The 24,653-nt window shown below is 56.6% G+C and carries 24 protein-coding genes and 5 pseudogenes; 11 read left to right on the plus strand and 18 right to left on the minus strand.

Annotated features, from left to right (window positions below; all coding sequences use genetic code 11):
- Positions 1–2 precede the first annotated feature (2 nt).
- Positions 3–404: a VOC family protein gene (locus C4J91_RS13460; protein WP_124362790.1), complete on the plus strand. Its 402-nt coding sequence runs from the start codon at positions 3–5 to the stop codon at positions 402–404.
- A 36-nt stretch (positions 405–440) separates the two neighbouring features.
- Positions 441–596 (plus strand): annotated as a pseudogene (locus C4J91_RS27985) (SDR family oxidoreductase); the annotation flags it as partial.
- A 57-nt stretch (positions 597–653) separates the two neighbouring features.
- Here the strand turns inward: C4J91_RS27985 and C4J91_RS27780 are convergent.
- Positions 654–758, minus strand: a pseudogene (locus C4J91_RS27780) (hypothetical protein); the annotation flags it as partial.
- 145 nt (positions 759–903) lie between these two features.
- Positions 904–1,359: pseudogene (locus C4J91_RS13475) on the minus strand (NmrA family NAD(P)-binding protein); the annotation flags it as partial.
- Here C4J91_RS13475 and C4J91_RS13480 point away from each other — a divergent pair.
- Complete coding sequence (locus C4J91_RS13480) at positions 1,346–1,765, plus strand: helix-turn-helix domain-containing protein (protein ID WP_124365146.1); 420 nt, start codon at positions 1,346–1,348, stop codon at positions 1,763–1,765. The pseudogene C4J91_RS13475 and the gene C4J91_RS13480 overlap by 14 nt on opposite strands.
- 220 nt (positions 1,766–1,985) lie before the next feature.
- On the opposite strand, the gene C4J91_RS13485 is transcribed toward C4J91_RS13480, so the two are convergent.
- From C4J91_RS13485 to C4J91_RS13500, 4 genes are all read right to left on the minus strand, one after another.
- Positions 1,986–2,618, minus strand: a complete 633-nt coding sequence (locus tag C4J91_RS13485) for a LysE family translocator (RefSeq protein ID WP_124362791.1) — start codon at positions 2,616–2,618, stop codon at positions 1,986–1,988.
- Positions 2,619–2,680: 62 nt separating this feature from the next.
- Positions 2,681–3,508 carry a hypothetical protein gene (locus C4J91_RS13490; RefSeq protein ID WP_256658970.1) on the minus strand — a complete coding sequence of 276 codons (828 nt, stop codon included), beginning with the start codon at positions 3,506–3,508 and terminating at the stop codon, positions 2,681–2,683.
- 414 nt (positions 3,509–3,922) lie between these two features.
- Complete coding sequence (locus C4J91_RS13495) at positions 3,923–4,462, minus strand: AAA family ATPase (protein WP_124362792.1); 540 nt, start codon at positions 4,460–4,462, stop codon at positions 3,923–3,925.
- Between the two features lie 136 nt (positions 4,463–4,598).
- Positions 4,599–5,495, minus strand: a complete 897-nt coding sequence (locus tag C4J91_RS13500; protein ID WP_124362793.1) for a LysR family transcriptional regulator — start codon at positions 5,493–5,495, stop codon at positions 4,599–4,601.
- 152 nt (positions 5,496–5,647) lie between these two features.
- Here C4J91_RS13500 and C4J91_RS13505 point away from each other — a divergent pair, with 152 nt between their 5' ends.
- The 4 genes from C4J91_RS13505 (at position 5,648) to C4J91_RS13520 (ending at position 8,145) form a co-directional block, all read left to right on the plus strand.
- The gene (locus C4J91_RS13505; RefSeq protein WP_124362794.1) at positions 5,648–6,301 is read left to right on the plus strand and encodes a hydrolase; all 654 of its coding nucleotides are present in this window, start codon (positions 5,648–5,650) and stop codon (positions 6,299–6,301) included.
- Between the two features lie 168 nt (positions 6,302–6,469).
- Positions 6,470–6,772, plus strand: coding sequence for a helix-turn-helix transcriptional regulator (locus C4J91_RS13510; protein WP_101209484.1), 303 nt, complete (start codon positions 6,470–6,472; stop codon positions 6,770–6,772).
- A gap of 62 nt (positions 6,773–6,834) precedes the next feature.
- The gene (locus C4J91_RS13515; protein ID WP_124362795.1) at positions 6,835–7,809 is read left to right on the plus strand and encodes a zinc-dependent alcohol dehydrogenase family protein; all 975 of its coding nucleotides are present in this window, start codon (positions 6,835–6,837) and stop codon (positions 7,807–7,809) included.
- Between the two features lie 42 nt (positions 7,810–7,851).
- Positions 7,852–8,145 carry an antibiotic biosynthesis monooxygenase gene (locus tag C4J91_RS13520; protein ID WP_124362796.1) on the plus strand — a complete coding sequence of 98 codons (294 nt, stop codon included), beginning with the start codon at positions 7,852–7,854 and terminating at the stop codon, positions 8,143–8,145.
- 46 nt (positions 8,146–8,191) lie between these two features.
- Here C4J91_RS13520 and C4J91_RS13525 read toward each other — a convergent pair whose 3' ends face one another.
- Positions 8,192–10,051: an ABC transporter ATP-binding protein gene (locus tag C4J91_RS13525; protein WP_124362797.1), complete on the minus strand. Its 1,860-nt coding sequence runs from the start codon at positions 10,049–10,051 to the stop codon at positions 8,192–8,194.
- A gap of 144 nt (positions 10,052–10,195) precedes the next feature.
- Here C4J91_RS13525 and C4J91_RS27790 point away from each other — a divergent pair.
- The 3 genes and pseudogenes from C4J91_RS27790 to C4J91_RS13540 all read left to right on the plus strand — a co-directional run bounded on the left by C4J91_RS27790 (position 10,196) and on the right by C4J91_RS13540 (position 11,851).
- A pseudogene (locus C4J91_RS27790) lies at positions 10,196–10,472 on the plus strand (hypothetical protein).
- A 3-nt stretch (positions 10,473–10,475) separates the two neighbouring features.
- Positions 10,476–10,673, plus strand: a pseudogene (locus C4J91_RS28145) (hypothetical protein); the annotation flags it as partial.
- Positions 10,674–10,942: 269 nt separating this feature from the next.
- Entirely contained in the window at positions 10,943–11,851 is a 909-nt protein-coding gene (locus C4J91_RS13540) for a LysR family transcriptional regulator (protein WP_124362798.1), read from the plus strand.
- Positions 11,852–11,889: 38 nt separating this feature from the next.
- Here the strand turns inward: C4J91_RS13540 and C4J91_RS13545 are convergent, their stop codons facing one another.
- Both C4J91_RS13545 and C4J91_RS13550 read right to left on the minus strand, forming a co-directional pair.
- On the minus strand, positions 11,890–12,978 hold the full coding sequence (locus C4J91_RS13545; protein WP_124362799.1) for an alkene reductase: 1,089 nt from the start codon (positions 12,976–12,978) through the stop codon (positions 11,890–11,892).
- A gap of 34 nt (positions 12,979–13,012) precedes the next feature.
- The gene (locus tag C4J91_RS13550; protein WP_124362800.1) at positions 13,013–13,771 is read right to left on the minus strand and encodes an SDR family oxidoreductase; all 759 of its coding nucleotides are present in this window, start codon (positions 13,769–13,771) and stop codon (positions 13,013–13,015) included.
- Between the two features lie 100 nt (positions 13,772–13,871).
- Between C4J91_RS13550 and C4J91_RS13555 the strand changes: the two genes are divergently transcribed.
- Entirely contained in the window at positions 13,872–14,825 is a 954-nt protein-coding gene (locus tag C4J91_RS13555; protein ID WP_124362801.1) for a LysR family transcriptional regulator, read from the plus strand.
- A gap of 21 nt (positions 14,826–14,846) precedes the next feature.
- On the opposite strand, the gene C4J91_RS13560 is transcribed toward C4J91_RS13555, so the two are convergent.
- The 9 genes from C4J91_RS13560 to C4J91_RS13605 form a co-directional block, all read right to left on the minus strand.
- The gene (locus C4J91_RS13560; protein WP_164484537.1) at positions 14,847–15,413 is read right to left on the minus strand and encodes a thioredoxin domain-containing protein; all 567 of its coding nucleotides are present in this window, start codon (positions 15,411–15,413) and stop codon (positions 14,847–14,849) included.
- Between the two features lie 69 nt (positions 15,414–15,482).
- Positions 15,483–16,130 carry a hypothetical protein gene (locus C4J91_RS13565; RefSeq protein WP_124362802.1) on the minus strand — a complete coding sequence of 216 codons (648 nt, stop codon included), beginning with the start codon at positions 16,128–16,130 and terminating at the stop codon, positions 15,483–15,485.
- A gap of 97 nt (positions 16,131–16,227) precedes the next feature.
- On the minus strand, positions 16,228–17,649 hold the full coding sequence (locus tag C4J91_RS13570; protein ID WP_256681576.1) for a mechanosensitive ion channel family protein: 1,422 nt from the start codon (positions 17,647–17,649) through the stop codon (positions 16,228–16,230).
- 60 nt (positions 17,650–17,709) lie between these two features.
- Positions 17,710–18,558, minus strand: a complete 849-nt coding sequence (locus tag C4J91_RS13575; protein WP_164484538.1) for an alpha/beta fold hydrolase — start codon at positions 18,556–18,558, stop codon at positions 17,710–17,712.
- Between the two features lie 117 nt (positions 18,559–18,675).
- Complete coding sequence (locus C4J91_RS13580; protein WP_124362804.1) at positions 18,676–19,692, minus strand: alpha/beta hydrolase; 1,017 nt, start codon at positions 19,690–19,692, stop codon at positions 18,676–18,678.
- A 244-nt stretch (positions 19,693–19,936) separates the two neighbouring features.
- Positions 19,937–20,689, minus strand: coding sequence for an SDR family oxidoreductase (locus C4J91_RS13590; protein WP_124362805.1), 753 nt, complete (start codon positions 20,687–20,689; stop codon positions 19,937–19,939).
- A 53-nt stretch (positions 20,690–20,742) separates the two neighbouring features.
- The gene (locus tag C4J91_RS13595; RefSeq protein ID WP_124362806.1) at positions 20,743–21,273 is read right to left on the minus strand and encodes a DJ-1/PfpI family protein; all 531 of its coding nucleotides are present in this window, start codon (positions 21,271–21,273) and stop codon (positions 20,743–20,745) included.
- An 885-nt stretch (positions 21,274–22,158) separates the two neighbouring features.
- Positions 22,159–23,772, minus strand: coding sequence for an ABC transporter ATP-binding protein (locus C4J91_RS13600; protein ID WP_124362807.1), 1,614 nt, complete (start codon positions 23,770–23,772; stop codon positions 22,159–22,161).
- Positions 23,769–24,653 (minus strand): ABC transporter permease, encoded by an 885-nt coding sequence (locus C4J91_RS13605; RefSeq protein WP_124362808.1) that lies wholly within the window; start codon positions 24,651–24,653, stop codon positions 23,769–23,771. The genes C4J91_RS13600 and C4J91_RS13605 overlap by 4 nt, the downstream gene beginning before the upstream one ends.

Below are 24,653 nucleotides of genomic sequence, written 5' to 3' on the forward strand. Positions count from 1 at the left end.
CCATGCTGGATCATATATTTTTGTCCGTGAGCGATATCGCACGGTCCATCCGTTTCTACGAAGCTGCCCTGACCCCGTTGGGTATCACCGCGCGCCTGAACTACGACGGCAAGGACGGCCCACCGGGGCATCCTGACCTGAAAGGCTTCGGTGCCAACGGCCGGATGTTTTTCTGGTTGCGTGAGGGCGTTGTGGAAGAGCGCGCGGTACATGTAGGTTTTGTCGCAAGCAGCCAGGCTGAAGTTGATGCCGCCTATACCGCTGCGCTGCATCAGGGAGCGGTCGACAACGGCCCGCCTGGGGCACGCTTGCATTACGATCCCGACTACTACGCGGCCAATGTGCTGGACCCGGATGGGTACAGCCTCGAATTTGTTTTTAAGAAATGGCAGCACATCCAATAAGTACCCTAAGGCTTATCCAGGGGGTCACGATCCGGATCGAGTACGGCACCTGACGGAAATTTTGCCGGTGAATTTGGTGAAAAGCTCATCGCGGGCACTCCGCTGGGTCGCTTCGGTGAGCCGGAAGATATCGCACCCCTCGCCGTGTTTCTGGCATCGCGGCATTCGCACTGGGTGACAGGTGAATCCATCACCCAGGATGCGCTCCGACTGACCGAAAGAATAAATATCGGCGGTGTCTATGAAGTTGATCCGTTGCGCCAGAGCTTGGACAATCAACCTGTTGGCTTCGCCCTGTTCAACCGCGCCGATTGCGGCCCACATACCCGCGTTAGCATTACCTCCGAGCGTCATCGTGCCCAGGCACAGCTCGGATACATACAAGCCCGTACGGCCAAGTCGCTTGTATTGGTGGCCGCTTGCCCGATCTGAGCAAGGTACGTTTACTTTGAGGGATGTGTTGACTCGTCTTCAGCTACTCAACGCGCGTCTGCCAACCTTAACTACGACGCAGATTTGATTGCGCCCATTGTTCTGCGCTGGTCACTGGTAATCCATGTATTGCGTTGAATGTCCTCGCTACATCCCACGCCACACCACAGCCCATAGCAAAAACTGCCCGGTATTTTCGTAAATTATCGTCAGGTTTTTCTGCAAGGTCTGCTAGCAACTGCTGCACGCTAAGCTCTCGGCGCTCGACTTTCCGTTCGATGACTTGCTCAACCAAATCAGCCAAAGCGCCGTAGGTAAGGGTGTCACCAGCAGTGTATACGACCTGATTAATAAGGCGCGGGCTGTGCAGGACAATGGCTGCGGTGAGCGTGCCTATGTCTTCCGGTGTTGTCACCGTAACCATAGTTTCAAAGCTGCCCAACGCATTGACCTGCCCGGCGGTCAGGTCAACGACCCCGAAAGCTGGATCGAATAGAAAGCTGGTGAACATGCCGGTGGTGATACCGAGCGGTCTGGACGCTCAGGAAATCGTGCGTCTTTCACAGGATGCCTGTCGCGCACTTAGCGAGGACGAGGATGGTCTCAAGCGCGATATCCTCAGTCATTCCGGTAACCGATGGTTACTAGGCGTAGTGCATGCGCTGGGTGTGAGTAGCCCCTTGCGGCACTCGGAGTTACGCCGCCGATTGCACGGCGTCACTCAACGCATGCTCACTCACACGTTGCGCCAGCTGGAGCGCGACGGGCTGATCTCTCGTCACGATTTTGGCGAGAAGCCCTTGCGTGTCGAATACGCTCTGACCGAACTTGGAATGGGATTATTGGTGCAGATGATTCCTCTATGGGCGTGGGTGATCGAACAGTCGGAGAGGTTTAATGAGGCACGGAGCCGTTATGACAAACGGTAAAGGTCGGATAGGAGGATTTACTGTTAGATAAACAAAGGTCTATCGCTATCTCCCCGTTTGATAATATTCCCAACGATTAGCTTCCCAGTTTGACCCAGCGAAATGGAAGTAAGTCGGTAGTTCACTCGTTTTCCGACGTAGCGGGGGAGTGACATCAATCAGTTGCCTCGCACGAGTGGCAGTCAGTTAATCAGTAAGCGTGACGTCCGGAAATACACACTTAAGTTCGTCTGGCTGTAGCCAGCAAGGCGGCTGCCCCGAGCATCATTCCACCCGTTATGCGATGGATAACCGACAATTTCCGTTCCGAAGGGCGCAGAGATCGAGTGATGCTGCCAGCGAGGGCCCAGCCTATAGCGGCGATAAACTCGACCGCAATGTAGATTGCACTTAAAACGATGAACTGGGCAGTGAAGGAGGCGCCAGCACCAGAAACAATGAATTGGGGAACAAAAGCAGTGAAGAGCAAGATTGCTTTGGGGTTGGTCATGGCAGTCATGAACTCCCGGCGTGCCAAGGAGTAGGCATCGAAAGGCTGGATTAAGCCCGAAGCCCCATCTTCGTTACAATCACGGCCTATCATCATATTTACGCCGAGATAGACAAGATAAAGAACACCGGCCCATTTAAGAATCTGGAAAGCAGGTTCAGACGCCTCTAGCAATGCTCCCAAACCGACAATCACCATCGCGATCATCAATACAAAGGCCATACACCGACCTAACAGGGCGACCACTGTAGGCAGCAAACCCCGCCTGCTGCCATTTGCGAATGCAAGCAGGTTGTTGGCGCCTGGTGAGATCGAAACGATTGCTGCTGCGGGGAGAAACAGAAGGATTTGGGCTAGGGTCATGGTTGGAACCTCGGCATCGGTAATGTTTGATTCTAGCCAGGGTATGCATCCGGCCAAGTCATCTAGTCGCGCTTATTCACTGACCAATGCGCCGTGGAGAGATCAACAGCTTTTTCTAGGACTGCCTGCAACATCTTCTCCGACGATTGTCCCTTGCTGAAGCTCTTCTCTGAATACTCCTCGGTCGATTTATTGATGAGAACGAGCGATCCCGATTGCTCTCTCTGTTCTTGATAAAGTCTTTCGATACTATTCCTGAAGCCATCAGGATAGGCCGACCTCTCAACAGCAGGCAGATCATCGAAATAGTCCATGATGCCTTTGAATACTTCACTATTGTCGCCTCCATTCGTTATTTTGGCGTACAGCTTTGAGAAGTATGCTTCGTCCTGTTTGTTAAGCTCCCCATAAGCGGCATAGCGCTCGGCATCGGTATAGGTTCCCGTGTCATCATAAACAATCGCGCTTAGGCCGTTTCGCGCCATGCCCTCAAACGGATTAGGAAGATTTTTAGGTGGGACTTGAGAGAGGCCGATGGAGTAATCCAGTGACTTCTGGCCTAACGCCAAACGGTCAGGGTCATCCGTTTTGGGGAGCATGTCTTCCTTGTTGTAATTCCCGCCAGCAATGCGGTGCCCGAAATTATAAATATCCTTTTGCCCTTTTTCATGCATTTCTTTCAAATCGCTTTCTGACATAGATACTTGTCGTTCGCTAGAGCTGCTTAGAATATAAAGTGCCCGAGCAGAGCTGGATATTGAAACAGTTTTCTCTGTACCTGAGGAGAGGTTATCCGAAGAAGAATCAGCAGACGTCTCCGAACGAACGATCTCTTGCGCAGAGACTTTTGCGGGAGTACCCGCCTGATAAGTTTTAATCGAGATATCCATTATAATATTCCAGAAGTTGGATAATAAAGCATAGCTATTTCCCGCTAGGATGCCTAGGAACCTCCAGACAAGCCCTCAAATGCGCTGAAATACGATCAATGCCGCTTCTGATCTTTGCCTGCTTGGCCGGTCTTCAGGCTCAAACGACAGGGCGGTCACGTCACTTCCAGAGCAACAGCATCAGGCATAAGCCGGTGCTCTCACTCTGCCGTCTTGGCCTCGAATACTTGAGATGCTCCACCACCGGATTGTCCTGCTCGAAATTGGCGGATATGGAGCTACTGCTGCGCGATGAAGTGCACCGACAAGCTCAGAGACTGGAGTAGATTTGTGGGGATTTCTCAGGGACAGATTTATTTTTAAGATAATAAATCTGTCTCCTTTTTTGCTTTTTTTGAGTCAATCAACCGTCGTTCAATCTCGCGGGGCCTGGACGGTCGAACTTCCAATGCTCGCGAGAAAAGTTTCGGTATCCCGATTAGACCGCAGGCGAACAACGCGGCAATCTGATGGCGCTGTTGCCACAAGTTGCTGCATCTTTGCTCGCGCTGTTTTTTTCGTCCGCCACATGAATCTAAAAAACTCCGGCAGGTTGGCCAGCAGTTCGGGGCAGTTCTGCGGCAGGTCAGGCCGAGACTGACCACGTTGGAGCAGCGTTCTGCGCAGTACGCGCATGAATCGAAGCGTTGCAGATCGGTCAATCCAAATCAACAGATCTGCACGTGCCAGCCGGTTATCCCACGTGGCTGAATGGCCACCTTCGAATATCCAGCAATCTCGTGCCTCTACTTCGAGGCAAAGCTGCGTCTTCTCGTCCCGGCTTCTTTCGATCCACCCTGGCTGCCAGTGGATAGTGTCGATATGAACAACCGGTAGCCCCGTGCGCTGGCCAAGCTCACGCGCCAAAGTGCTTTTGCCCGCCCCAGGTTGACCAACTATCATCACCCGTTGCATCGAAGCTCCTTCTCGCTATGCAAGTTGATTTTTTGGGGTGGCGATTTTACGTCAATGCCTATCTCGGTCAACAACAAGCGCCTCAGCACAGCAGGCAGCTCCTGGCCGAAACCACGCACTCAAACACCCCGCCCAATCAAACAGCAACATCTCCCGCAAAATACGGAGATTTCCCGAAATACTCGATCAACAATTCCGCAAAGATCCGGATCTTCTGCGCAGGATGCTGACCGGCCGGGCGGACTAAGTAAGCACCCGCTGGCGGTGGTGGATACCGCGTCATGATCGGCACCAGTGCGCCGGATGCCACGCTGTCATACGTGAGGCAATCGGGCAGGTACGCGACCCCGAGTCCTGCGACTGCGGCGGCGACTAGCGCGATGCCGTTGTCAGCCTTGAAGCGTCCTTGCGGGCGAATGGCGACGATCTTGTCGCCATCCATGAATTGCCAAGCTTCGGTGCTTTGCATCAGGGCTTGATGGGCGGCTATCTCCTCAGGTTTCTCGGGTGAACCATAAGCCTTGATATAGCCCGGACTCGCGACCAGCTTGCCGTTGATCGGGCCGATGCGTCTTGCGATCAGGTTGGAATCCTGAAGGTAGCCGACGCGGATCGCGCAGTCGTAACCTTCGGCGATGAGGTCAACGAAGCGGTCGCTGTAGCAGGTCTGGATCTGAAGTTGCGGGTGCCGCACGGCCATTTCCGCCAGTACGGGGGCGAAGTGAGTCGGGCCAAAAGAAAGCGGCGCGGCCACTCGTAAACGACCCTGCAGCGCTCCGGCAGGCAGGATCGCTTCCCTGGCTGACTCCATTTCTGAGCAGACCCTCGCTGCATAGTCGCGAAAGGTCACGCCGGCCTCAGTCAGCGCCGCACCGCGAGTCGAGCGTGTCAGCAACTGCACGCCAAGCTGCGCTTCCAATCGCGCCAGCCTGCGACTGACGATTGACTTGGACACGCCCAGCCGGGCTGCGGCAGGCGAAACGCCTCCCGCGTCAGCAACCTCTACGAATGTCTGAAGCTCTTCGATATCCAAACGGTGTTCCTCATTTCGCGACACAGCCAAACACTTGGCAACACTACCGGATTAAGCATCGAAACAGCACAGTGTTGTTCGCAGGCAGCGTCGGCGCTGGCGTATGCCGCTCATTACCAATCCAATTCATAACGACAACACGGGATCTACTAATGACTTTTCGTAACGGCCTTACATCGCTTCTTCGTCCTGAAGATTCGGTACTCGTTCTGATCGACCACCAGCCTTTCCAGCTCACTAATCTGAACAGCCATGAGCCGCAAATGGTGGTCAACAATGCGACGGCGTTGGCGAAGGCAGCCAAGGCGTTCAACGTGCCTACCATCTTGACCAGCGTGATCGCCGAGCGGGGCGGTTTCATCTTTCCGCAAATCCTCGATGTTTTTCCCGGCCAAGAGGTGATTGATCGGACGCTGATCAACACCTGGGAAGACCAGAAGGTGGTGGACGCGGTAAAAGCGACGGGCCGCAAGCAACTGGTTATCGCGGGTCTGTGGACCGAAGTCTGCGTCGCCATGCCCGTGATCCAGGCACTCGGCGAAGGGTGGGATGTAACGGTGATCACTGACGCATCCGGCGCGGTTTCGGTCGAGGCCCATCAAGTGGCGATCCAGCGCATGATTGCGGCGGGTGCGAACATGATGACTTGGCTCGCTCTCGCTGCAGAGTGGCAACGTGACTGGGCTCGGGAGGAAACCGCCGGTGCGCTGACCGATGTGCTGCTGCAGCATGCTGCCGGTAGCGGTATTGCGTATCTGTGGGAGCAGCAGTTGCTCAACGCGCCAGTGCCGGCCAGCGCCGGGTGATCTGAGTGGGGGATGAAGAGCTGGTTGATCGATGTCTGGCCACGGACATTGCGAGTCTTCATCTCCTCTCGCAGCAACTGGAGAGGTCTGTTCAGCAGAATGTGAGCCGTCGGTCGCGAAGGGAAATCGGGTATTGATATATCGGAAAATCTCGATATCATCCGAGCTATGGACTTACTCGAAATATTCAAAGCACTCTCAAATCCGGTACGCCTTCAAATCCTGAAAGGCTTGAAGGACCCCGTGAACAATTTCCCTGCGCAGGATGAGGGTGACGTTTTCACGGTGGGTGTTTGCGTCAGCAGTATCCAGGAGGGTATCGGGCTGTCGCAGTCTACGGTGTCGGGTTATCTGGCAACCCTGCAACGAGTGGGCCTGGTCGAAGTCAGGCGCATCGGCCAGTGGACGTACTACAAACGCAATGAAGCAACTATCAGTGCCCTTGCCGAGTTGATCGGGAAAGATCTGTAATTTTTTACCACACCATATCGAGATATCTCGATATTCCTTTTTATCGATACGAGGATTTCAAAATGAAAGCGATGCTACTCAAATCATTTGGCGGCCCGGAATCGTTCGAACTCTGCGACGTACCCAAGCCAGTGCCGGGTGTGGGACAGGTCTTGGTGCGGGTACACGCAACCTCCATCAACCCCTTGGATTTTCAGGTTCGGCGCGGCGATTACGCTGACCTGGTGCCACTGCCGGCGATTACCGGACATGACGTTTCGGGCGTTGTCGAAGAAGTCGGGCCGGGGGTGACAGGCTTCGCTCCGGGGGACGAAGTTTGGTACACCCCGCAAATATTCGACGGGCCAGGCAGTTATGCCGAGTACCACGTTGCGGCCGAAAGCATCATCGGCCACAAACCGCCATCGCTGAGCCATCTTGAGGCGGCAAGTCTGACTCTGGTTGGCGGCACGGTGTGGGAAGCACTGACCGTGCGAGCGGCGCTCAGGGTAGGGGAAAGCATTCTGATACACGGCGGCGCGGGAGGCGTGGGTCATGTAGCGATCCAAGTCGCAAAAGCCATTGGCGCGCGGGTCTTCACCACCGTGCGCGAAGCAAACTTTGAGTTCGCCCGTAGCATGGGTGCCGATGTGCTCATCGACTACAAAAAGGAAGATTACGTCGACGCCATCCTGCGAGAAACCGGCGGCCAAGGTGTGGATGTGGTGTTCGACACCATAGGCGGCGACACCCTGTCGCGCAGCCCGGATGCGCTGGCTCAACTGGGCCGCGTGGTCTCGATTGTCGACATCGCGCAGCCGCAAAACCTCGTTCAGGCCTGGGGCAAGAACGCCAGTTATCACTTCGTCTTCACCCGACAAAACCGCGGCAAGCTTGATGAGCTGAGCACGTTGGTGGCTCGCGGTCAGTTGCGCCCACACGTTGGCGCGGTCTATTCGCTGGCCGATATCGGCCTGGCCCATGCTCGGTTGGAAAGTCCAGAGAACGGCCTTCAAGGCAAAATTGCGATTGCAGTTGAGCCATCGCTTATTTCCTGAGCGCCTATTTTCAGCCGTCTAAGTCGTATCAGAGGAAATGCCATGATTTATGAAATTGCTCTGCTTCCCGTACACAAAGAACGCACTGACCAATTCAAAAGTGCCTTCGCCGAGGTCGCGCCGTTGCTCACCCGCGCGAAGGGTTACGGCGGCCACTTGCTCGCGCAAGGAATCGAAACCCCCGAGCATTTCAACCTGATAGTGCGCTGGGCTTCACTTGAAGATCACTCGCCAGGCTTCGAGGCGAGTGATGACCATCAGATGTTCATGCTGGGCCTGGAGGACTATTTTTCTGAAGAACCGACGGTCCACCATATCGAAGGAGCAGTTTTCTAACTGGATCGATGCTCAGTGGACGGCATCGCTCGCCGCACTCCACCGTTCACACCTGATCCAACGCCTCAATCACACCTTTGTCCTCGCCCAGAAAACCACCGCTCTGGTGCTGCCAAAGCCGCGCATAAACGCCATTCTTTGCCAGCAGTTCACTGTGGGTTCCCTGTTCGATAATGCGCCCGTCATCCATCACGATGAGCCGGTCCATGGCGGCAATCGTCGACAGTCGATGGGCGATGGCGATTACGGTTTTGCCTTGCATCATCTCATCGAGGCTTTCCTGGATTGCGACTTCGACTTCCGAGTCCAGCGCGCTGGTGGCTTCGTCGAGCAGCAGGATCGGGGCGTTTTTGAGCATGACCCGGGCAATTGCCACGCGCTGGCGTTGGCCGCCCGACAACTTGATGCCGCGCTCACCGACCAAGGTGTCGTAGCCGCTATGACCTTGGCGGTCGCTGAGTTGGCTGATGAACTCGTCGGCCTGTGCATTGGCGGCGGCGCTGCGGATTTGTTCGTCGGTCGCGTCGGGTCGGCCGTAGGCAATGTTGTCGCGGATCGAACGGTGCAGCAGGGACGTATCCTGCGTGACCATGCCGATTGAGGCGCGCAGGCTGTCTTGCGTCACTTTTGCGATGTTTTGGCCGTCGATGCAAATCTCGCCGCTGTCGACATCATAGAAACGCAGCAGCAGGTTGATCAGCGTGGATTTACCCGCACCGGAGCGTCCGACCAGGCCGATTTTTTCGCCAGGACGGATGTTCAGGTTGAGGCCGCTGAGCACTTGGCGCTCGCCGTTGTAGTTGAAGCTGACATTGTTGAAAGTCACCGCGCCGCCGGCGGTTTGCAGCGCGCCCGCATCCGGCGCGTCCTGCACTTTGGTGCCGAGGGTCAGCGTCGCCATGCCATCCTGGGCGGTGCCGATGCTTTCGAACAGCGAAGTCATTTGCCACATGATCCAGTTCGACATGCCGTTGATCCGCAACGCCATCGCAGTGATCGCCGCCACGGCACCCGCGCCGACCGCGCCGTCATGCCAGAGCCACAACGCATAACCGCCCGCCGACATGATCAACGCCACTACCAGTGCCTGATTGACGATCTCGAACTGGCTGACCAGGCGCATCTGGCGGAAACCGGTTTGCTTGAAATCCTCCATCGCCGCACGCGCGAAATGCGCTTCGCGATTGGAGTGGGAAAACAGTTTCACCGTGGTGATGTTGGTGTAAGCGTCCGAAATTCGTCCGGTCATCATCGACCGTGCGTTGGCCTGCTCCTGGCCGACTTTGCCCAGACGCGGCACGAAATACCACATGGCCAAGCCGAACAACACGAACCAGGCCATGAAGGGCAGGATCAGCTTCAGCGCGAAGCCGCCGGCCAGCGCGATGATCGCGATGAAATACACGCCGATCCCCGGCAGGATCTCGATCATTGTGAACAGCACGTCGCGCACGGCCAGCGCAGTCTGCATGACTTTGGTGGTGACGCGGCCGGAGAATTCATCGGAAAAAAACGCGAGACTTTGTCGCAGCATCAGGCGATGGAAATCCCAGCGCAGCCGCAACGGCAAGTTGATCGCCAATACCTGGTGCTGCACCATCGTGCGCAACGCCACCAGCCCGACGCTGGTCACCATGACAATGCCCATGCCCCACAACACGCGGCTTTCCTGCGCCGCCGCTTCACCGCCGGCCTGCCAGGTCGAGAGCAGATCGACGATTTGCCCCAGAAACGAAAACAGCCACGCTTCGTAGATCGACACACCGGCACTCAGCAGCGCCAGCGCCAGGATGTAACCGCGAGCGCCGCGCGTGCAGGCCCATAGGAACCGGGCCAGGCCAGCGGGCGGCGGTGGCACTTCGTCAGGCGGGAAGGGGTCGAGTCTTCGTTCAAATACACGAAGCATGCTGGTCTCCAAAACGATCAAGTTGAGGGGATTCTGCCATCGAACGGATGCTTTGAGGGTTTTGCGAACGCTGGGGGCCGCGATGAGGCGAGGTATGCGATATCTTGCCGACCTCAAAATCGGCTCATATTCATGGAGGAAAAAATGCGGATGTGCACCACAGGTGCCTCGTGTGCGGGCGTCACTACGCTGGGGCAAAACTTCGCAACGCTGCTCGGTGTACGGCATGTCGATGTCGATGATTTTTCTGGATGCCGACGCACGACCATCCCGATTTTTTAGGACGCAATCGAGTTTGGCACGAGGCTTGGGTATCCGGCAGAAGGCGCCGGTGTTGCGTGTTGATGGGGTGGAGAGTGCTGAGACGATAGTTGCGGGCGTGGCTCAAGAGGTGCGGATGCGACACGGAGCGATTCTGTAAACACAATGCCTGGTCGAACAAGCGGTGAATGCCGCGCTGACCGAAGCGTTTGACGCGGCGCGGGCATTGCTGATTGATAGCTTACACCGTCTGCGGCGGGCAGGACCGGTGACCAAGCCCATTTGTGCCACCGCGGCATGTCTGAAATTCCATCTGATCGCATTTCCCTGGCTCCCCGAAACCCCTAATTTAGACGCCTAAGCATGTGGCTGAAGGATGAGAGTTATTCTTCAATTAGCGCTCGACCACTGTTGATCAACCCTGCAAAGCGCTTGGCGTCCAGAGGTGGAATGCGCGTTCAGGCTGTGACGACTTAGTACGCAGCCTCGGGTATGCGGTTAATGCACATGAATTGATTCAGGGGAATGATCAAAAAATTATGCCGCACGTGGAATGCCTATTTTTGTTCTGCCGTCTTATATGGACTTTTAACTAAATGTCTATGGGTTTCATATTAAGAGAGCGCAGTAATGATCAGATTTAATGACCTAGCCATTTTTGTACGTGTGGCAACCGTTGACAGTTTCTCCGTCGTGGCCAGGGAAATGGATCTCTTTCCTGCTCAAATCAGCGCCGCTATCAAGCGCTTGGAGTGTGAACTTGATACGCGCCTGTTTGCGAGATCAACAAGAAGTCTGCGCCTGACAGCCGAAGGCGAACGTTATCTGCCTTACGCTCGGGAGGTTTTGAATACGCTCAGTGAGGGGCGAGCCGGGTTACAACAGGACGATCGTAAACTCCATGGCGTCTTGCAGATCGCCAGTGCCTCAGATTTCGGGAGAAATGTGTTGCTTCCCTGGCTGATCGATTTTCGACGAGACAACCCTGGTCTGGTGCTTCGGGTGATGTTGTCCGATAGCGTCTCGGACATCTTTCGCGATCCGATAGACGTAGCCGTCAGGTATGGCACAGTACAAAACGCCGACTTTATCTCGTTGCCTTTAGTACCTGACAATCGCCGCGTACTGGCTGCATCGCCGGCTTATATAGCACTCCACGGGCGGCCCAAGTCCGTGGAAGATCTTAAGACTCATGCGTGTCTTCGTTTCCATATGAATGGAAAACTCTACGACAGATGGATATTTCCCAAGTTGCCGGAGAGCGACTTCGTTATTGTAAACGGCCCGGTTCTAAGCGATGACGCAGACGTCATTCGACGATGCGCCATCGCGGGAGAGGGGATTTTGTACAAATCATGGATGGACGTGTGTGAAGATGTCAGTGCCGGTCACTTGGAGGTATTACTACCTGAGGTTCCAGGTGAGCTTTACCCTTTGAGTTTCGTTTGCCCGCACAGGAAACAGTTTACCCCGGCGATTCGTTTGCTTTACGCGTACTTGAAAGATAAGTGTGAATCGCTGTTAGTGACGCACGCCTAGGCGTGCGGCAGACGTTATTGTGCCAACACCTGGCTGCTTCAACCTGGCTGGACAGAAAGCCCGCGATAGTCGGTGTAGCCTTCCTTCCCTTGGCTGAACCACGTCGAACGATCCTCCTGCCTCAATGGCAAGCGACGGCGAAGTACCTCTGGCAGCTGGGGATTGGCGATAAATGGACGTCCGAACGCCACGGCATCGGCAATACCCGCTTCCACAACGGCCTCGGCCCGAGCCGAATCGTAATCTGAGTTAAGGATAAGCGTGCCTTTGAAGGCATTACGAATAATGGCTGCGCTTGGAGGGTATTCCGAGACGCCAAAACTCCCATCAGCCGGCGGCTCGCGAAGCTCGAGATGGGCGACACCGATCTCGGATAACACGTCAGCGGCGTGGGTAAATAAAGGCACAGGATTACTGTCCCTCACGCCCTGGTCATGACTGCTGGGGGTTAACCGAACACCCGTCCGATCTGCTCCAACGACTCCCGCGACCGCTTGCGTCACTTCCTTGAGCAGCCTGACCCTGTTCTCAATTGAGCCTCCATAGGCGTCGGTTCGAAAGTTGCCGCTGTCGCGTAAAAACTGATCGATCAGGTATCCGTTGGCGGCGTGAATCTGGACGCCATCAAACCCCGCCAGCAATGCATTCCTGCCTGCCTGGGCGAAATCGGCAATCAGTTGCGGGATCTCCTCGAGCGGCAGCGCTCGAGCCTGGGAGTAGGGTTGTTTCCCAGCGTAGGTATGGGCCAGTCCAGGTGCTGTCGTCACCGAGGGACCTATGGGCTGTGCGCCATCAAGGAAGCTGGGATGTACCACCCGGCCCATGTGCCACAGTTGAGCGATTATTCGACCACCGCCAGCGTGCACGGCGTCGGTAATCAATCGCCAGCCGGCAATTTGCTCAGCGGACCAGATACCGGTTGCATAGGCCCATCCCAAGCCTTGCTGGCTGATGCCGATCGCCTCGCTGATGATAAGCCCCGCCGTCGCACGTTGAGCATAGTAGTCAACCATGATGGGGGTAGGGACGTGGTTCTGCGTTCCCCTGGCCCGAGTCATTGGGGCCATGATGATGCGGTTAGGTAATGTCATGGCGCCCAGACGCAGGGGCTCGAACAGTGTGGCCATGTGGATCTCCTTTGTGTTGACGAGATTGTCAGGTTTAAACCAGGCGGGCGCCGCCATCGACGTTGATCGTGGCGCCGTTCATGAAACCGTTGCTCATCAGGAAAACCACTGCCGCGGCCGCTTCGTCGGCTGTGCCCAGGCGGTGCAGGGGCAAGGTTTTCTCCAGTGCAGCGACAAAGCCATCGCGCGCATCGCCCATGGCTTTCGCGAGGATTGGCGTATCGATAGGGCCTGGAGACAGGGTGTTGACCCGAATAGGCGCCAATTCGAGGGCCAGGCCGCGGGCGAATGCCTCCATGGCAGCTGATGCAGCGGCGAGCACCGCCGTGCCGTGCGCATTGGGTCTATCTGCGAGCGCACCGGAAATAAAGGTGACGGAGCCGTCTTTGGCAAGGCGATTACCAAGCGCTCTCAAGGCATATACCGAGGCCCAGATTCGCTCGTCGAAAGCGCGTTGCAAATACGCCACATCCGCTTCGAGCACTTTGCCGGCGACGAACGTACCGGCCAGCAGCACCAGGTGATCAACCTTTGGGATATCGGCCAGAGCGGCCTCGATTTGTTCGGGCTTAGTGACATCAGCGGCACGCCAGCCATCCAGCTCGTGGGTATTGGCGGCTTGCTGTGCCCGGTCCGGATTGGAGCCGATCACGAAGACCTTTGCACCAGACGCCTTGGCCTGAATTGCAGTTGAAAGGCCGATTCCCGATGTGCCGCCCACGACTACCACGGTTTGACCCAGAAGGGGGTGTGGGCGTACGTTGCTATGGCCTGGGTTGGAAATATCGATCATCGCTGTTGGCTCCTCTAGGGCATCGAATTGATGCTGCGAGGACAGCCTATGGGTAACCTTCAAAGTTGATAATAGGGGTTCAGGTGGTTACTATTATTCCATGAAAGCACAAATTGGATTGGACCGCCTGACAGGCCTTATTGCGTTTGCTCGCACGGCCTCGCTGGGCAGCTATACAGCCGCTGCACGGGATCTCTCCGTGTCACCCTCGGCCGTCAGCAAAAGCGTTCAGCGCCTGGAAGAGCATTTAGGTCTGCGCCTCTTCAGTCGCACCACCCGCTCGCTGACCCTGACTCCCGAGGGACGTGAACTGTACGAGCGTGCATTGCGGGTGATCCGGGAAATCGAGGACATTGAGCAGACTGCGGTAGCGTCGAGAGGCGAGCCGTCAGGCACTCTGAAAGTAACCGCACCGCTTCCCATCGGCGTCAACATTCTTGCTCCTGCGCTCCCGGCATTCCGTGAGCGTTACCCGAAACTGGCGGTGGACTTGCGGCTTGGCGATCAATTCGCCGACATTATCGAGCAGGGGATAGATGTCGCCATCAGGGTCGGCAACCTGGCTGACTCCAGGCTGGTTTCCAAGCCTCTCGGCCCACACCGAATTTGCACCTTCGCATCGCCCGGCTATCTCGCCAGAAAGGGCAAACCGCGCAACATCGATGATCTGGTCAATCATGATTGCATCAATTTCCGTTATCAGAGTTCGGGACAGGCGCTACGCTGGCCCTTCCAGGTGGGGGAGCGCGTTGTCGAGATCACTCCCGACGCCACCATGACTATTGATGTGAGCGATGCGGTCGCGGTGACGCTCGTGGCAGGCGGCGGTATTGGTATCTCTCCGACTTATGTTGCTGCGCCTTTTGTGCTGAGGGGGGAGTTGGTACCGGTGTTTCCCGAATATGCGGTAGACAGATTCGTCATCACCGCTCTCTGGCCCGAAAGCCGCAGAGGCAATCCAAACGTGAAGGTATTTGTAGACTTCCTACAAGAAGTGTTCCCGGTACCGGCCCCTTGGGATGTGATAGTCGAATCGGCGGGTAATAATCCCTAAGGACGTACGACAGCGTAGCGCTCAGTTGAGTTGCTCGATCCAGGAGGACACCGGGTCACCACTGCTCATGTTCGGCCGGATAATCCCGTTGATCATGAACGTGGGCGAAACGTGGACGCCGTTCTGTCGAGCATACTTGCACTGCCATTTGATGGCCTGATCCAGGGTTGGAGTTGCGAAAGCCTCTGCCAGTTTGACGCCACTATAACGCTCAAGGCGCTCAATGATGTCTCTGGGCGTTACGTCCAGATTGGGACCTTCAGCGTGATTGTCGAATTCGAATTCCCTCCGGTGCGCTGCGACAGCGGCCATGACGCCCTTGGCATTTTTTTTTCCGCCCTCAAGCGTCGCCGCGGCAAGGATGCACCGGATGATGACGCCTGAAAACATATGCCAGGGCTGGGACTGCAGGCGAATGATCAACGTGATCCGGTCTTCGCCGGCCTCTGCGAGGAGCGCATCGAATTTGAGGAACGCCTTGACGGAATAGGGGCAGGTGGGCTCAAGAAAAACTTCAAACAGGTGAGGGCCATGGCCCCACGAAAGAGTGTCCACTTTCACTGGCTGGTCGTTTTCAGGTTTTTGCATAAAGGTACCTTTCAATGAATCAGATCGAAGTGGGGGGCCCCTGTGGGAGACAAAATAGCCTGAGTGCACTCAGGCATAGAGCACATCCCAGAGCCGTTTTAACTTGAGTGTCATATTGGTTTCAGACACGCTCTGAAGTGTTATGGCTTCTTTGAAATATTTGGCGTAAATCGCTTCAGTTACGTGTCGGACCTCGCCGTTTTCATCCAGTTCGACATCGGAAAATCGAAGGATACCTACAGGCTCGAACCCCGCACGCTCAGTGAACTGTTGCATGGCTTTCGACTTCATCGTGACGTATGAAAAAGCCATTGCGATACCCATCGCTTGAGCCAGGGCATCCACAATATAAGCCGCAAAAAGAGTAGCGCCCGTGCCCCGATGCGCCGGAGCGCACACACCATAGCGGCTATGGAGCGTCAGCGCGTCTCGATCCACTTCCAGGCACAAGGCGCAGACAATTTCCTCGCCGTGTCGACCGATGTAGACGATAACGTCCTTCGTCTCTTCACCCGAAAAGTAAACCTTCGCCTCATAGAATCGTGGGTCAATATACTTTTTGCCAGATCCGACACTGATGTCCGGATACCACGATTTGATAAGCGCGCATAGAAGGTCAATATCGTTACGTTCCAATTGCTCGTAGTTATATTCAGTCGGAGTGATGGTGTTTTTGGGCAGCTCCGTGAGTAGCGGCCAGGATGCGTGTTTTATCATGTCGATCTCTTGGTGCGTTAAAGTTCAGGCGTGATGCTGCTGACGATTTGAAAGCAGTTGTTTGCCCGGAGTTATGGATTTTCAGGCTCGAAGCCGGTCAGTGGTGCCTTAGCCATTTCAGAAACCCTCCAGGTACCGCCGTCGGCGCTTTCTGCATAAGAATGGAGCGGGCATGTTGCTGGCGGAGCATTTGGAGGCGGGTGAGGGACGTGCGTAATTGCGACCTTTCACCCATACACCGACGTACTTCATCCCGATGCAGTTGAAGTACTTTCACGGCGGAAAGCGCAATGAATTGCGCGCCGTTTGGCTTGTTATCCATGACGCCTTCTTCGCCTAGTACTTCCCCTGGCCCCATCCGCGCGACTTCGACCCAATGGGCTCCATCGTTCAACTGGACGGACACCACTCCACTGCCGATAACCAACAAGTATTCGCTGATTGCGTTGGCTTTCAACACAAAGTCGCCAGTTGCCAGCCAGGTTGATAGCAGGTTCATGGCAAGACGGTCTTTATCCTCTGAAGTGAAACTTGCGAAAATGCGCACGTCGTCCAGCACAAAGCGAGTGATACCGGCCACCGGGATTTCAGCGGAATTGGCGATATCAACGCCGGATGCGCGTAGATGCCTGTAAGCAATGTCGTAAAGGCGATTACGTGCTGCAATTTTTTCGGCAGGCGTGCCGACAAAACCGATGACCTCATACTCCAATAAGCCTTCCGTTATGTTTTTGAGGATGACCTTGGGCGCAGGAACTGGCAGTAGCGCTGAATAACCCAGCAGCGCCTGCTCGAGTATTTCCTGGACGCGTTCGGGTCGAAATCGCAGAGGCAGGTGCAGGCTTATCGTCACCCCGTGTTGATCTTGGGGCCTGCTCATGTTTTGTATTTTGGTTTTCGCCGCCACCGAATTGGGTATGACGACGATGCTGCCTTGCGAGGTCAGCAACAGTGTGGCGCGCCAATCGATGTCGGTGACCCTGCCTTCCATGCCATCGATTTGAATCCAGTCGCCCACTTGATAAGGGCGAGTGGCATTCAGGACAATCCCGCTGAATACATCGCTGAGTGTGCTTTGCAAAGCCAGGCCGACGATAATGGCCAACGCGCCAGAAGTGGCGAGCAATCCTTTGACGGGAAGTTCCAGTACGTAGGCTGCCGCTGCGACGGTGGCGACCAGAAAAATCAGAGCGCCGAGCACTTCCCTGAGCAAGCGACCGCCTCCCTCAGTTCTGGATATCAGGATTGCGCCGAGCAACTCCGTCAGCATCCGCGCGCTTAAAAACCACCAGACGAGTACCAGCAGTGTTGCAGCCAACTGCCAGGAACCAGAGTCAGGATCGCGCACGGGTTGCAAGGGGGAGTTGCCGGACAGAAAGATGGCAGCGCTGTAACAGGCGTAGAGACAAATATTAATGCCCACGCGCAACCCCTGCAGCCTTCGGGGAACAACCCACCAACCAATAATATCGGCGATTAATATCGCCCCGAGGAGGGCGCACAGCCATTCAAGTGTCACGATGTGGCCCTCCCGGAGTCTGGTGCATTCGTGCTTTCCCACAAGCGGCGGAACAGGCGATCAAATGGCGACGCCACGCCAGAACTGGTGGAGTTCAGCACTGATGAATTCAGGCTTTTCCTCAAATACCCAATGTCCGCACTGCGCGATGACACCACCTTTTGCCGACAGCGCGATGTGTTTTGCCGAGGTAAAACAATGGTCGCCAAATGACACTTCGCCACCCCAGGCCAACACTGGGATCTTTAGCTTCCCCTTGGTCAGTTGCGCGGTCTGCTCCGCCATTTGCGGGATAGAGCCATAGTGATTCAGGCTGGCACGCAGGTTGCCCGGTTGGCGCATCTGCATGACGTAATAGTCGATGTCTTTCTCGGGCATTGCCGTCGGGTTGTAGGCAAAATCTCTGAAGAAGTGCCGCAGGTACATATCCTCCCGACCTTCAATAAGGGCACGGCTGATGTCCATGTTCATGTGCATGCTCAGATGCCAGTAGGGCACCCGCGGATCGACATAACCTGGAAAATCCAGGCCAAAAAAAGGTGTTTCGATAGTGGCCAACGACAAAGCGCGTTCAGCCGCCAGGTAGGCCAGGGCAACCGAAGGCGGACCTCCCAGGTCATGGCTGAGGATGTGGAATGTATGAGCCTGTTCAACCTCCAGCAGACCGAGCATGTCTTTAGCGATATTGATGGGGTCGTAACCTTGATACGGCTTATCGCTGTCGGCGAAGCCGCGGAGGTCGGGGGCGATGAACGTGTAATGTTCTGCGAGCCTGTCGATGACCGGCATGAACTCTCGATGATTTTGTGGCCAGCCGTGCATACAGAGGACCACGGGGCCTTTCCCGGCAACCACGTAGTTGAGTCGAACACCGTTAACGGTGGCGCGTTTGTGCGTCAGGTTGGTCATGGCGAGTGCCTTTTTTGTCCCGTCTGACCCGGGCCTTTCGAGCCCGGGAGCGTAAGGCGGGTGTGCAATGTGATGCATGCCGGACCCGGCCGGGTGAACGGCATGCGCAAGGCTTGCTTAGTTAAGGTGAGCCTTGAGTTCTGTGCCCGCCTGCCTCATGGCCGCCTTGACTTCCGGTACCTGGCTCAACGGGTTCAGCAGGCCATAGTCATGGATCATGCCGTTGTAGCGAACCGCCGTGACATTGACCCCGGCCGCGTCCAGCTTCTGCGCGTAGGCTTCGCCTTCATCGCGCAACACGTCCAGCCCCGCAGTCTGTACGAGGGCAGGTGGAAGTCCTTTTAACTGATCGATGCTGGCCTTGAGCGGGGAGGCATGAATTTCCGTCCTGGCTTTCAGGTCGGTTGTGTAACTGTCCCAGAACCAGGTCATCATGTTCCTGGTCAGGAAGTGGCCTTCAGCGAACTGCTTGTAGGTGTCCGTCTCGAAGTTGGAGTCCGTGACCGGCCAGAGGAGCAGCTGAAATCGAATTTTCGGAGTGGCTTTTTCTTTAGCCATCAGGCTCACGACAGCGGCCATGTTGCCGCCGACACTGTTACCGGCCACCGCCAGGCGCTTGCCATCCACGTTGATCTGTTTGCCGTTTTCCGCCACCCACTTGGTGGCCGCGTAAGCCTGGTTAATGGCGGTGGGATAATGGGCCTCAGGGGATGGTGTGTAATCGACGTACACCGCGACCGCACCGGAGGAGACGACAAGGTCGCGGATCAGGCGCGCATGGGTGGGATAATCCCCCAGGACCCAGCCGCCACCATGAAAGAACATAAAGACAGGAAGCTCGCCTTTGGCTTTTTCAGGCCGAACCACCGTCAGCTTGATCGTCTTGCCATTGGCGGTAATGGTCTTGTCACTCACCTCAACGCCCGATAGATCAACCTTTACCGAGTTTTGCGCGCCCGTCAGCACCGCGCGGGCTTCTGTTGGACTCAATTGCTCGAGCGGCTTGCCGCCACCCGCCGCCAGCGCATTCAGAAAGGCTTGGGTTTGATGTTCCGGTATTGGATTGCCTGCGGCCATTGCGGACCCGACCGATAGGGCGATCATCGCCGGCACTGCTTTCACGACGTGTTTCATGTTGCCTCCTGAAGCCATTGGTTTGTATGAAGCGTGTAAGAACGAGGGCGACTATCGGTGTCATCCGGCCAGCCTCGTATGGGGGGTTATTGGGCGAGATAACCGTTGCGGGCGAATGCGAAGCAGGCGGCTCGACCAATCCCGGTTAATGCTCCGGTCACAAGAACGACGTTGCTCATCATGGTTTCCCTTCTAATAAGACATGGCCACGTCAGGACGACGCAGCGCGTGAGCTGTCTCGACGTCAAACCAGTCGCGAACCTCCATCGATATTGATCGTGGCGCCGTTCATGAAGCCGTTGCTCATCAGAAACACCACGGCTGCACCCGCTTCGTCCGCCGTGCCGAGGCGATGCAGCGGCAGGGTTTGCTCCAGCGCGGCGACATAGCCATCGCGCGCATCGCCCAAGGCTTTCGCAAGGATCGGCGTGTTGATGGGCCCTGGAGAAAGGGTGTTGACCCGGATAGGTGCAAGTTCCAGAGCAAGGCCACGGGCCAATGCCTCCATGGCAGCCGATGCAGCGGCGAGCACCGCGGTGCCGTAAGCGTTTGGCCGATCTGCCAACGCACCTGAAATCAAAGTCACCGAGCCCTTTTTGGAAAGGCGATCGCCGAGAGCCCGCAAGGCATGTACCGACGCCCAGATCCGCTCATCAAAAGCGCGCTGCAAGTACGGGATGTCCGCTTCGAGGACTTTGCCGGCGACGAAGGTCCCCGCCAACAGCACCAAATGGTCAACCTGCTGTATGTCTGCCATTGCGGCATGGATCTGTTCGGGCCTGGTGATATCGGCCGCGCGCCAGCCGTCCAGCTCATGGGTCTTGGCGGCCTGCTCTGCGCGTTGCGGATCTGAACCCAGAACAATGACCTTTGCACCCCGGCCCTTGGCCTGAATCGCGACAGCCAGGCCAATTCCGGAGGTCCCCCCAAAGACAACAATGTTTTTGCCTGCTAAATCACCGGTTAAGGCGTCCTGCGCGGAAGTAATAGAGTTCATGTCTTAATCCTCATACTGATAGCGGTGGTGTATTTTTGAAGTCTTGTCCGACGCTACTTGATGGTCTGCCGGAGGGACGTTCGGAGCCAGTTCGATACGGCCTGTGCAAAGGCTTCAACGTCTTTTCCATTGCCAGTGATGATCCACTTCAAGGCCACAACATCGTCGGGCATAAATATCGCGCCATAACTACTCAACTGGATCACCAATTCGACGGAGTTATTGATGGTTGCTTTTTTTCCAACCAAGATGCCTGCCTGGGCAAGCACTATTGCGCCAAGTCCAATTCCCGCAACCAACTTTCGGGCTTTATCGAATTCTTGTAGTTGAGCGATAACATTGATGTTATTCCACAAATACTCTTTAGTCCCCGCTCCCCCCATCACAGCGATGGCATCGAAACATTCACTGTACAGCTCTTCCAGATCTTGAGTCTTGATGTGTTCAAAAGTCATTCCGTGCGTAGTGCGTGCATCGACGGAGAAAATTTTCAGGTTATATTCTTTGCGCCATACACCCAGGCACGATAAGAGCATCGGTGCGTCTATACGTCTCGGCGGGATAATGATGGCTAAGCTTTTCATAGATGTATCCTAACGACCCAGCTAACTAAAGGTGCCGTATAAAAGTGCATATTGGCTATCGCCGTTATCTGTAGCCGCTGCACCGATTGCAGCTCTGGAGTGAGCATCACCCTGTCGCATTTAAAAATACAGGTGCGCTACGGATTAACACCTAAACTCTTGCGATGTAAATGCGTGCAGTCCAGAGTTTTAAAGGCGTAGCGGCATTAGCACTAAATTCATTTAAGTCCTAAATGCTGGCGTGCGTTCTCTTCTTCGCTGCTTGGAAATATGATCCAACTGCAAAGGGTTTACTCGTTGATCAATCTGCACGGTGACCCTTCCAAGGCGGCATGTCGTCAATTGAACATGTTAAGGAAATCCGTGAGGTGTTGAATGAGCGAGCCATCGGAAAAGCTGCAGGTGTTCGTAAGCTATAATCAAATCCGGGTGCAGTTCCATGCCTGTCCACCTCGGCCTTGGCCTGAACTACAAGATGCCCTCGATCGCCTCGCATCGTTGCCTGGGTGCGTTAATTACGCATTAAGCTATTGGACACATAGTGCATTCCAATGGTCGATTATGGGTGTATGGACTGACGAGGAAGACCGTGATCGTCATTACTGTAGTGAACAGATTCAAGTTCTTTTCAATTGCCTTATTCAGCAACATGCCGCATTGATCTGTTGCAGCGAGGGGCAGATTTGAGCTTTGTGGCGGGGAACGTCTGAGCGTCCTACATGCGGGAGAATAAAAGTAATGAGCTTCGAAAAGCGTTATCAACCTTATCGCGGCCCCGCAGCAGGATGGGGAGCTCTTTTGTCCGTTGCGAAATATTGGATGCGAAGTGGTAATGCAATGAAAAATGTCCGCGCGCTTCGACTGTGCTGCCGAGTAAAGCGCCGCTCAGGCGGCGCTCGCGCTAGCGCGTTGGCCCGGGATGGCGCCAATCAGCTCACGGGTGTAATCGCTGGTCGGGCGGTTGAAGATGCGCTCCACCGAACCCTGTTCGATCACCCGGCCATTGCGTAACACCAGCACCTCATGGGCGAAGTTGGCGACCACCGACAAGTCGTGGGACACCAGCACGTAGGCGATGCCCATGTCCCGTTGCAGCTCTTGCAGCAGTTCAAGGATGTGCGCCTGCACGGACACGTCGAGGGCGCTGACCGGTTCATCCAATAGCAATAGATCCGGTTTCAGCGCCAGGGCGCGGGCGATGGCGACACGTTGGCACTGGCCGCCGGAAAGTTCGCGCGGCAGGCGATCGAGGAAACTCACCGGCATGTGCACGCGACTGATCAGCTCGCGCGCGGCCTGTTCCAGGGCCGGGCCCTTGAGCAAGCCGAACGACACCAGCGGTTCGACGATGCTGTCGAACACGGTGAAGCGTGGGTCCAGCGCCGCAAACGGGTTTTGTTGCACCAGTTGCAGGCGCTGGCGCAGCGGGCGGAAGTCGCGCCAGCTGAGGTCGGTGACGTCCTGTTGCTCGAACCACACCCGCCCGCGGCTGGGTTTTTCCAGGCCGAGGGCGATGCGCAGCGCGGTGCTTTTGCCCGAGCCGGACTCGCCGACAATCGCCAGAGTCTGCCCGGGGTAGACCTGCAGGCTCAGGTCCTCCAGCGCCACAAAGGTCGCGTCTTCGCCCTTGACCTTGGGCAGCGCGAACGTCTTGCCAACGTTCTGCAGTTGCAGGATCGGCGGCTGCGTTGGATTCGGTCGAGCCAGTGGCTGGCGGCGCTTGGCGAACGCCGGCGCGGCGGCGATCAAGGCGCGGGTGTAGTCATGCAGCGGCGCGCCGAGAATCTGCCGGGGTGCCCCTTGCTCCACCACTTGCCCCTGTTGCATCACCAGGACGCGGTCGGCGCGATCCAGCGCCACGCCAAGGTCATGGGTGATGATCAGCAACGAAATCCCGCGCTCACTGACCAGCCGTTGCAGGTGGTCGAGGATCTTGCGCTGCACGGTGACGTCCAGAGCACTGGTCGGCTCGTCGGCGATGATCAAGCGTGGGTTGCCGGCCAGGGCAATGGCGATCAGCACGCGCTGGCGCATGCCGCCGGAGAGTTCATGCGGGTACTGGCGCGCGCGCAGTACCGGCTTTTCGATACCGACCTGTTGCAGCAGCTCGACGATATCGGCATCGACGCCGGGGTAGCGCTTGCCCTTGGCCAGGATCAGCGCCTCGGCAATCTGCTGGCCAATGCGCAGGGTCGGGTTGAGGCTGACCATCGGGTCCTGAGGCACCAGGCCGATGGTGCGCCCGCGCAGGCCGCGTCTCTGGCGTTCGCCGGCGTGGGTGAGGTTGTTGCCGTTCACCCACAGCTCGCCGGCGCTGATGGTTGCGCTGTCCGGCAACAGGCCGAGAATCGCGTTGGCCAGGGTGGTTTTACCCGAGCCGGACTCGCCGACAATCGCCAGCGTCTCGCCTTGGGCGATGGTCAGTGACAGCTGGTTTACCGCCAGGTTGCCGTGCCGGTAGCTGACACTAAGCTGGCGAACATCCACTAAAGCATTCATCGCTGAACCTCCTCGAACGTGCGGGCAATGTGGTTGAGGCTGAACACCACCGCGACCAGGAACAGGCCGGGCAGCAACGACACCCAGGGGGCGGTGATCAGAAAGTGCCGACCGTTGGCGATCAACGTGCCCCATTCGGCGGCTGGAGGCGCGGCGCCGAAACCGAGAAAACTCAGGCCGGCGGTGGCGAGGATGGCTGCACCGAAATCCAGGGTCGCCAGTACCGCCACTGGGCCCCACGCGTTGGGCAGGATGTGCCGCAGCAAGGTGCGGCCCCAGCTGGCGCCGCCCAGGCGTGCGGCTTCCACGTACGGCAGGGTCTTGACCCGCAGCACTTCGGCGCGGGTGGTGCGGGCGAATCCGGGGATAATCCCGACGCCCACGGCGATAGCCACTGGCACCGTGCCGAAGCCGATGGCGGTGACAATCGCCAGGGCTAGCAGCAAGCCGGGCAGGGCGAGCAACACGTCGACGAACCGCATGATCACTGCATCGATACGCCCACCGGCAAAACCGGACAGAATGCCCAGCCCGAGCCCGCCCAACAACGCGATCCCCACCGCCAGCAAGGCCGCCAGCACCGACAGCCTGGCGCCGTAGACCACTCGGGTGTACAGGTCGCGGCCCAGCTCGTCGGTGCCGAACCAATGGCTCAGGTCAGGCGCTGTGAGCTTGACCGCAGGTGCGGTGGCATAGGGGTCGAAGCTGGTCAACCACTGCGGCGCCACGGCGGCCAGCAATGAAAACACCACAATCAACACCGCCAGGCTGAAACCCGGTCGCCGCAGCAAGGGCATTACCGCCGCCGTGGCACGTTGTCGGCGGGTGCGGCGTTGCCAGAGTGGGGGCGCAAGGCCGAGGTTTTGCTCAAGGATAGTCAT

Source organism: Pseudomonas sp. R3-52-08 (assembly GCF_003851745.1).
Classification (GTDB): domain Bacteria; phylum Pseudomonadota; class Gammaproteobacteria; order Pseudomonadales; family Pseudomonadaceae; genus Aquipseudomonas.

What these genes read in the sequence shown, in the direction of transcription:
- C4J91_RS13595 (WP_124362806.1), bottom strand. Translation starts at nt 21,273, where the DNA reads ATGAAAAGCTTAGCCATCATTATCCCGCCGAGACGTATAGACGCACCG.
- C4J91_RS13550 (WP_124362800.1), bottom strand. Translation starts at nt 13,771, where the DNA reads ATGATCGATATTTCCAACCCAGGCCATAGCAACGTACGCCCACACCCC.
- C4J91_RS13515 (WP_124362795.1), top strand. Translation starts at nt 6,835, where the DNA reads ATGAAAGCGATGCTACTCAAATCATTTGGCGGCCCGGAATCGTTCGAA.
- C4J91_RS13490 (WP_256658970.1), bottom strand. Translation starts at nt 3,508, where the DNA reads ATGGATATCTCGATTAAAACTTATCAGGCGGGTACTCCCGCAAAAGTC.
- C4J91_RS13565 (WP_124362802.1), bottom strand. Translation starts at nt 16,130, where the DNA reads ATGATAAAACACGCATCCTGGCCGCTACTCACGGAGCTGCCCAAAAAC.
- C4J91_RS13555 (WP_124362801.1), top strand. Translation starts at nt 13,872, where the DNA reads ATGAAAGCACAAATTGGATTGGACCGCCTGACAGGCCTTATTGCGTTT.
- C4J91_RS13540 (WP_124362798.1), top strand. Translation starts at nt 10,943, where the DNA reads ATGATCAGATTTAATGACCTAGCCATTTTTGTACGTGTGGCAACCGTT.
- C4J91_RS13485 (WP_124362791.1), bottom strand. Translation starts at nt 2,618, where the DNA reads ATGACCCTAGCCCAAATCCTTCTGTTTCTCCCCGCAGCAGCAATCGTT.
- C4J91_RS13590 (WP_124362805.1), bottom strand. Translation starts at nt 20,689, where the DNA reads ATGAACTCTATTACTTCCGCGCAGGACGCCTTAACCGGTGATTTAGCA.
- C4J91_RS13545 (WP_124362799.1), bottom strand. Translation starts at nt 12,978, where the DNA reads ATGGCCACACTGTTCGAGCCCCTGCGTCTGGGCGCCATGACATTACCT.
- C4J91_RS13605 (WP_124362808.1), bottom strand. Translation starts at nt 24,653, where the DNA reads ATGACTATCCTTGAGCAAAACCTCGGCCTTGCGCCCCCACTCTGGCAA.
- C4J91_RS13480 (WP_124365146.1), top strand. Translation starts at nt 1,346, where the DNA reads ATGCCGGTGGTGATACCGAGCGGTCTGGACGCTCAGGAAATCGTGCGT.
- C4J91_RS13575 (WP_164484538.1), bottom strand. Translation starts at nt 18,558, where the DNA reads ATGACCAACCTGACGCACAAACGCGCCACCGTTAACGGTGTTCGACTC.
- C4J91_RS13600 (WP_124362807.1), bottom strand. Translation starts at nt 23,772, where the DNA reads ATGAATGCTTTAGTGGATGTTCGCCAGCTTAGTGTCAGCTACCGGCAC.
- C4J91_RS13495 (WP_124362792.1), bottom strand. Translation starts at nt 4,462, where the DNA reads ATGCAACGGGTGATGATAGTTGGTCAACCTGGGGCGGGCAAAAGCACT.
- C4J91_RS13525 (WP_124362797.1), bottom strand. Translation starts at nt 10,051, where the DNA reads ATGCTTCGTGTATTTGAACGAAGACTCGACCCCTTCCCGCCTGACGAA.
- C4J91_RS13560 (WP_164484537.1), bottom strand. Translation starts at nt 15,413, where the DNA reads ATGCAAAAACCTGAAAACGACCAGCCAGTGAAAGTGGACACTCTTTCG.
- C4J91_RS13580 (WP_124362804.1), bottom strand. Translation starts at nt 19,692, where the DNA reads ATGAAACACGTCGTGAAAGCAGTGCCGGCGATGATCGCCCTATCGGTC.
- C4J91_RS13510 (WP_101209484.1), top strand. Translation starts at nt 6,470, where the DNA reads ATGGACTTACTCGAAATATTCAAAGCACTCTCAAATCCGGTACGCCTT.
- C4J91_RS13520 (WP_124362796.1), top strand. Translation starts at nt 7,852, where the DNA reads ATGATTTATGAAATTGCTCTGCTTCCCGTACACAAAGAACGCACTGAC.
- C4J91_RS13505 (WP_124362794.1), top strand. Translation starts at nt 5,648, where the DNA reads ATGACTTTTCGTAACGGCCTTACATCGCTTCTTCGTCCTGAAGATTCG.
- C4J91_RS13460 (WP_124362790.1), top strand. Translation starts at nt 3, where the DNA reads ATGCTGGATCATATATTTTTGTCCGTGAGCGATATCGCACGGTCCATC.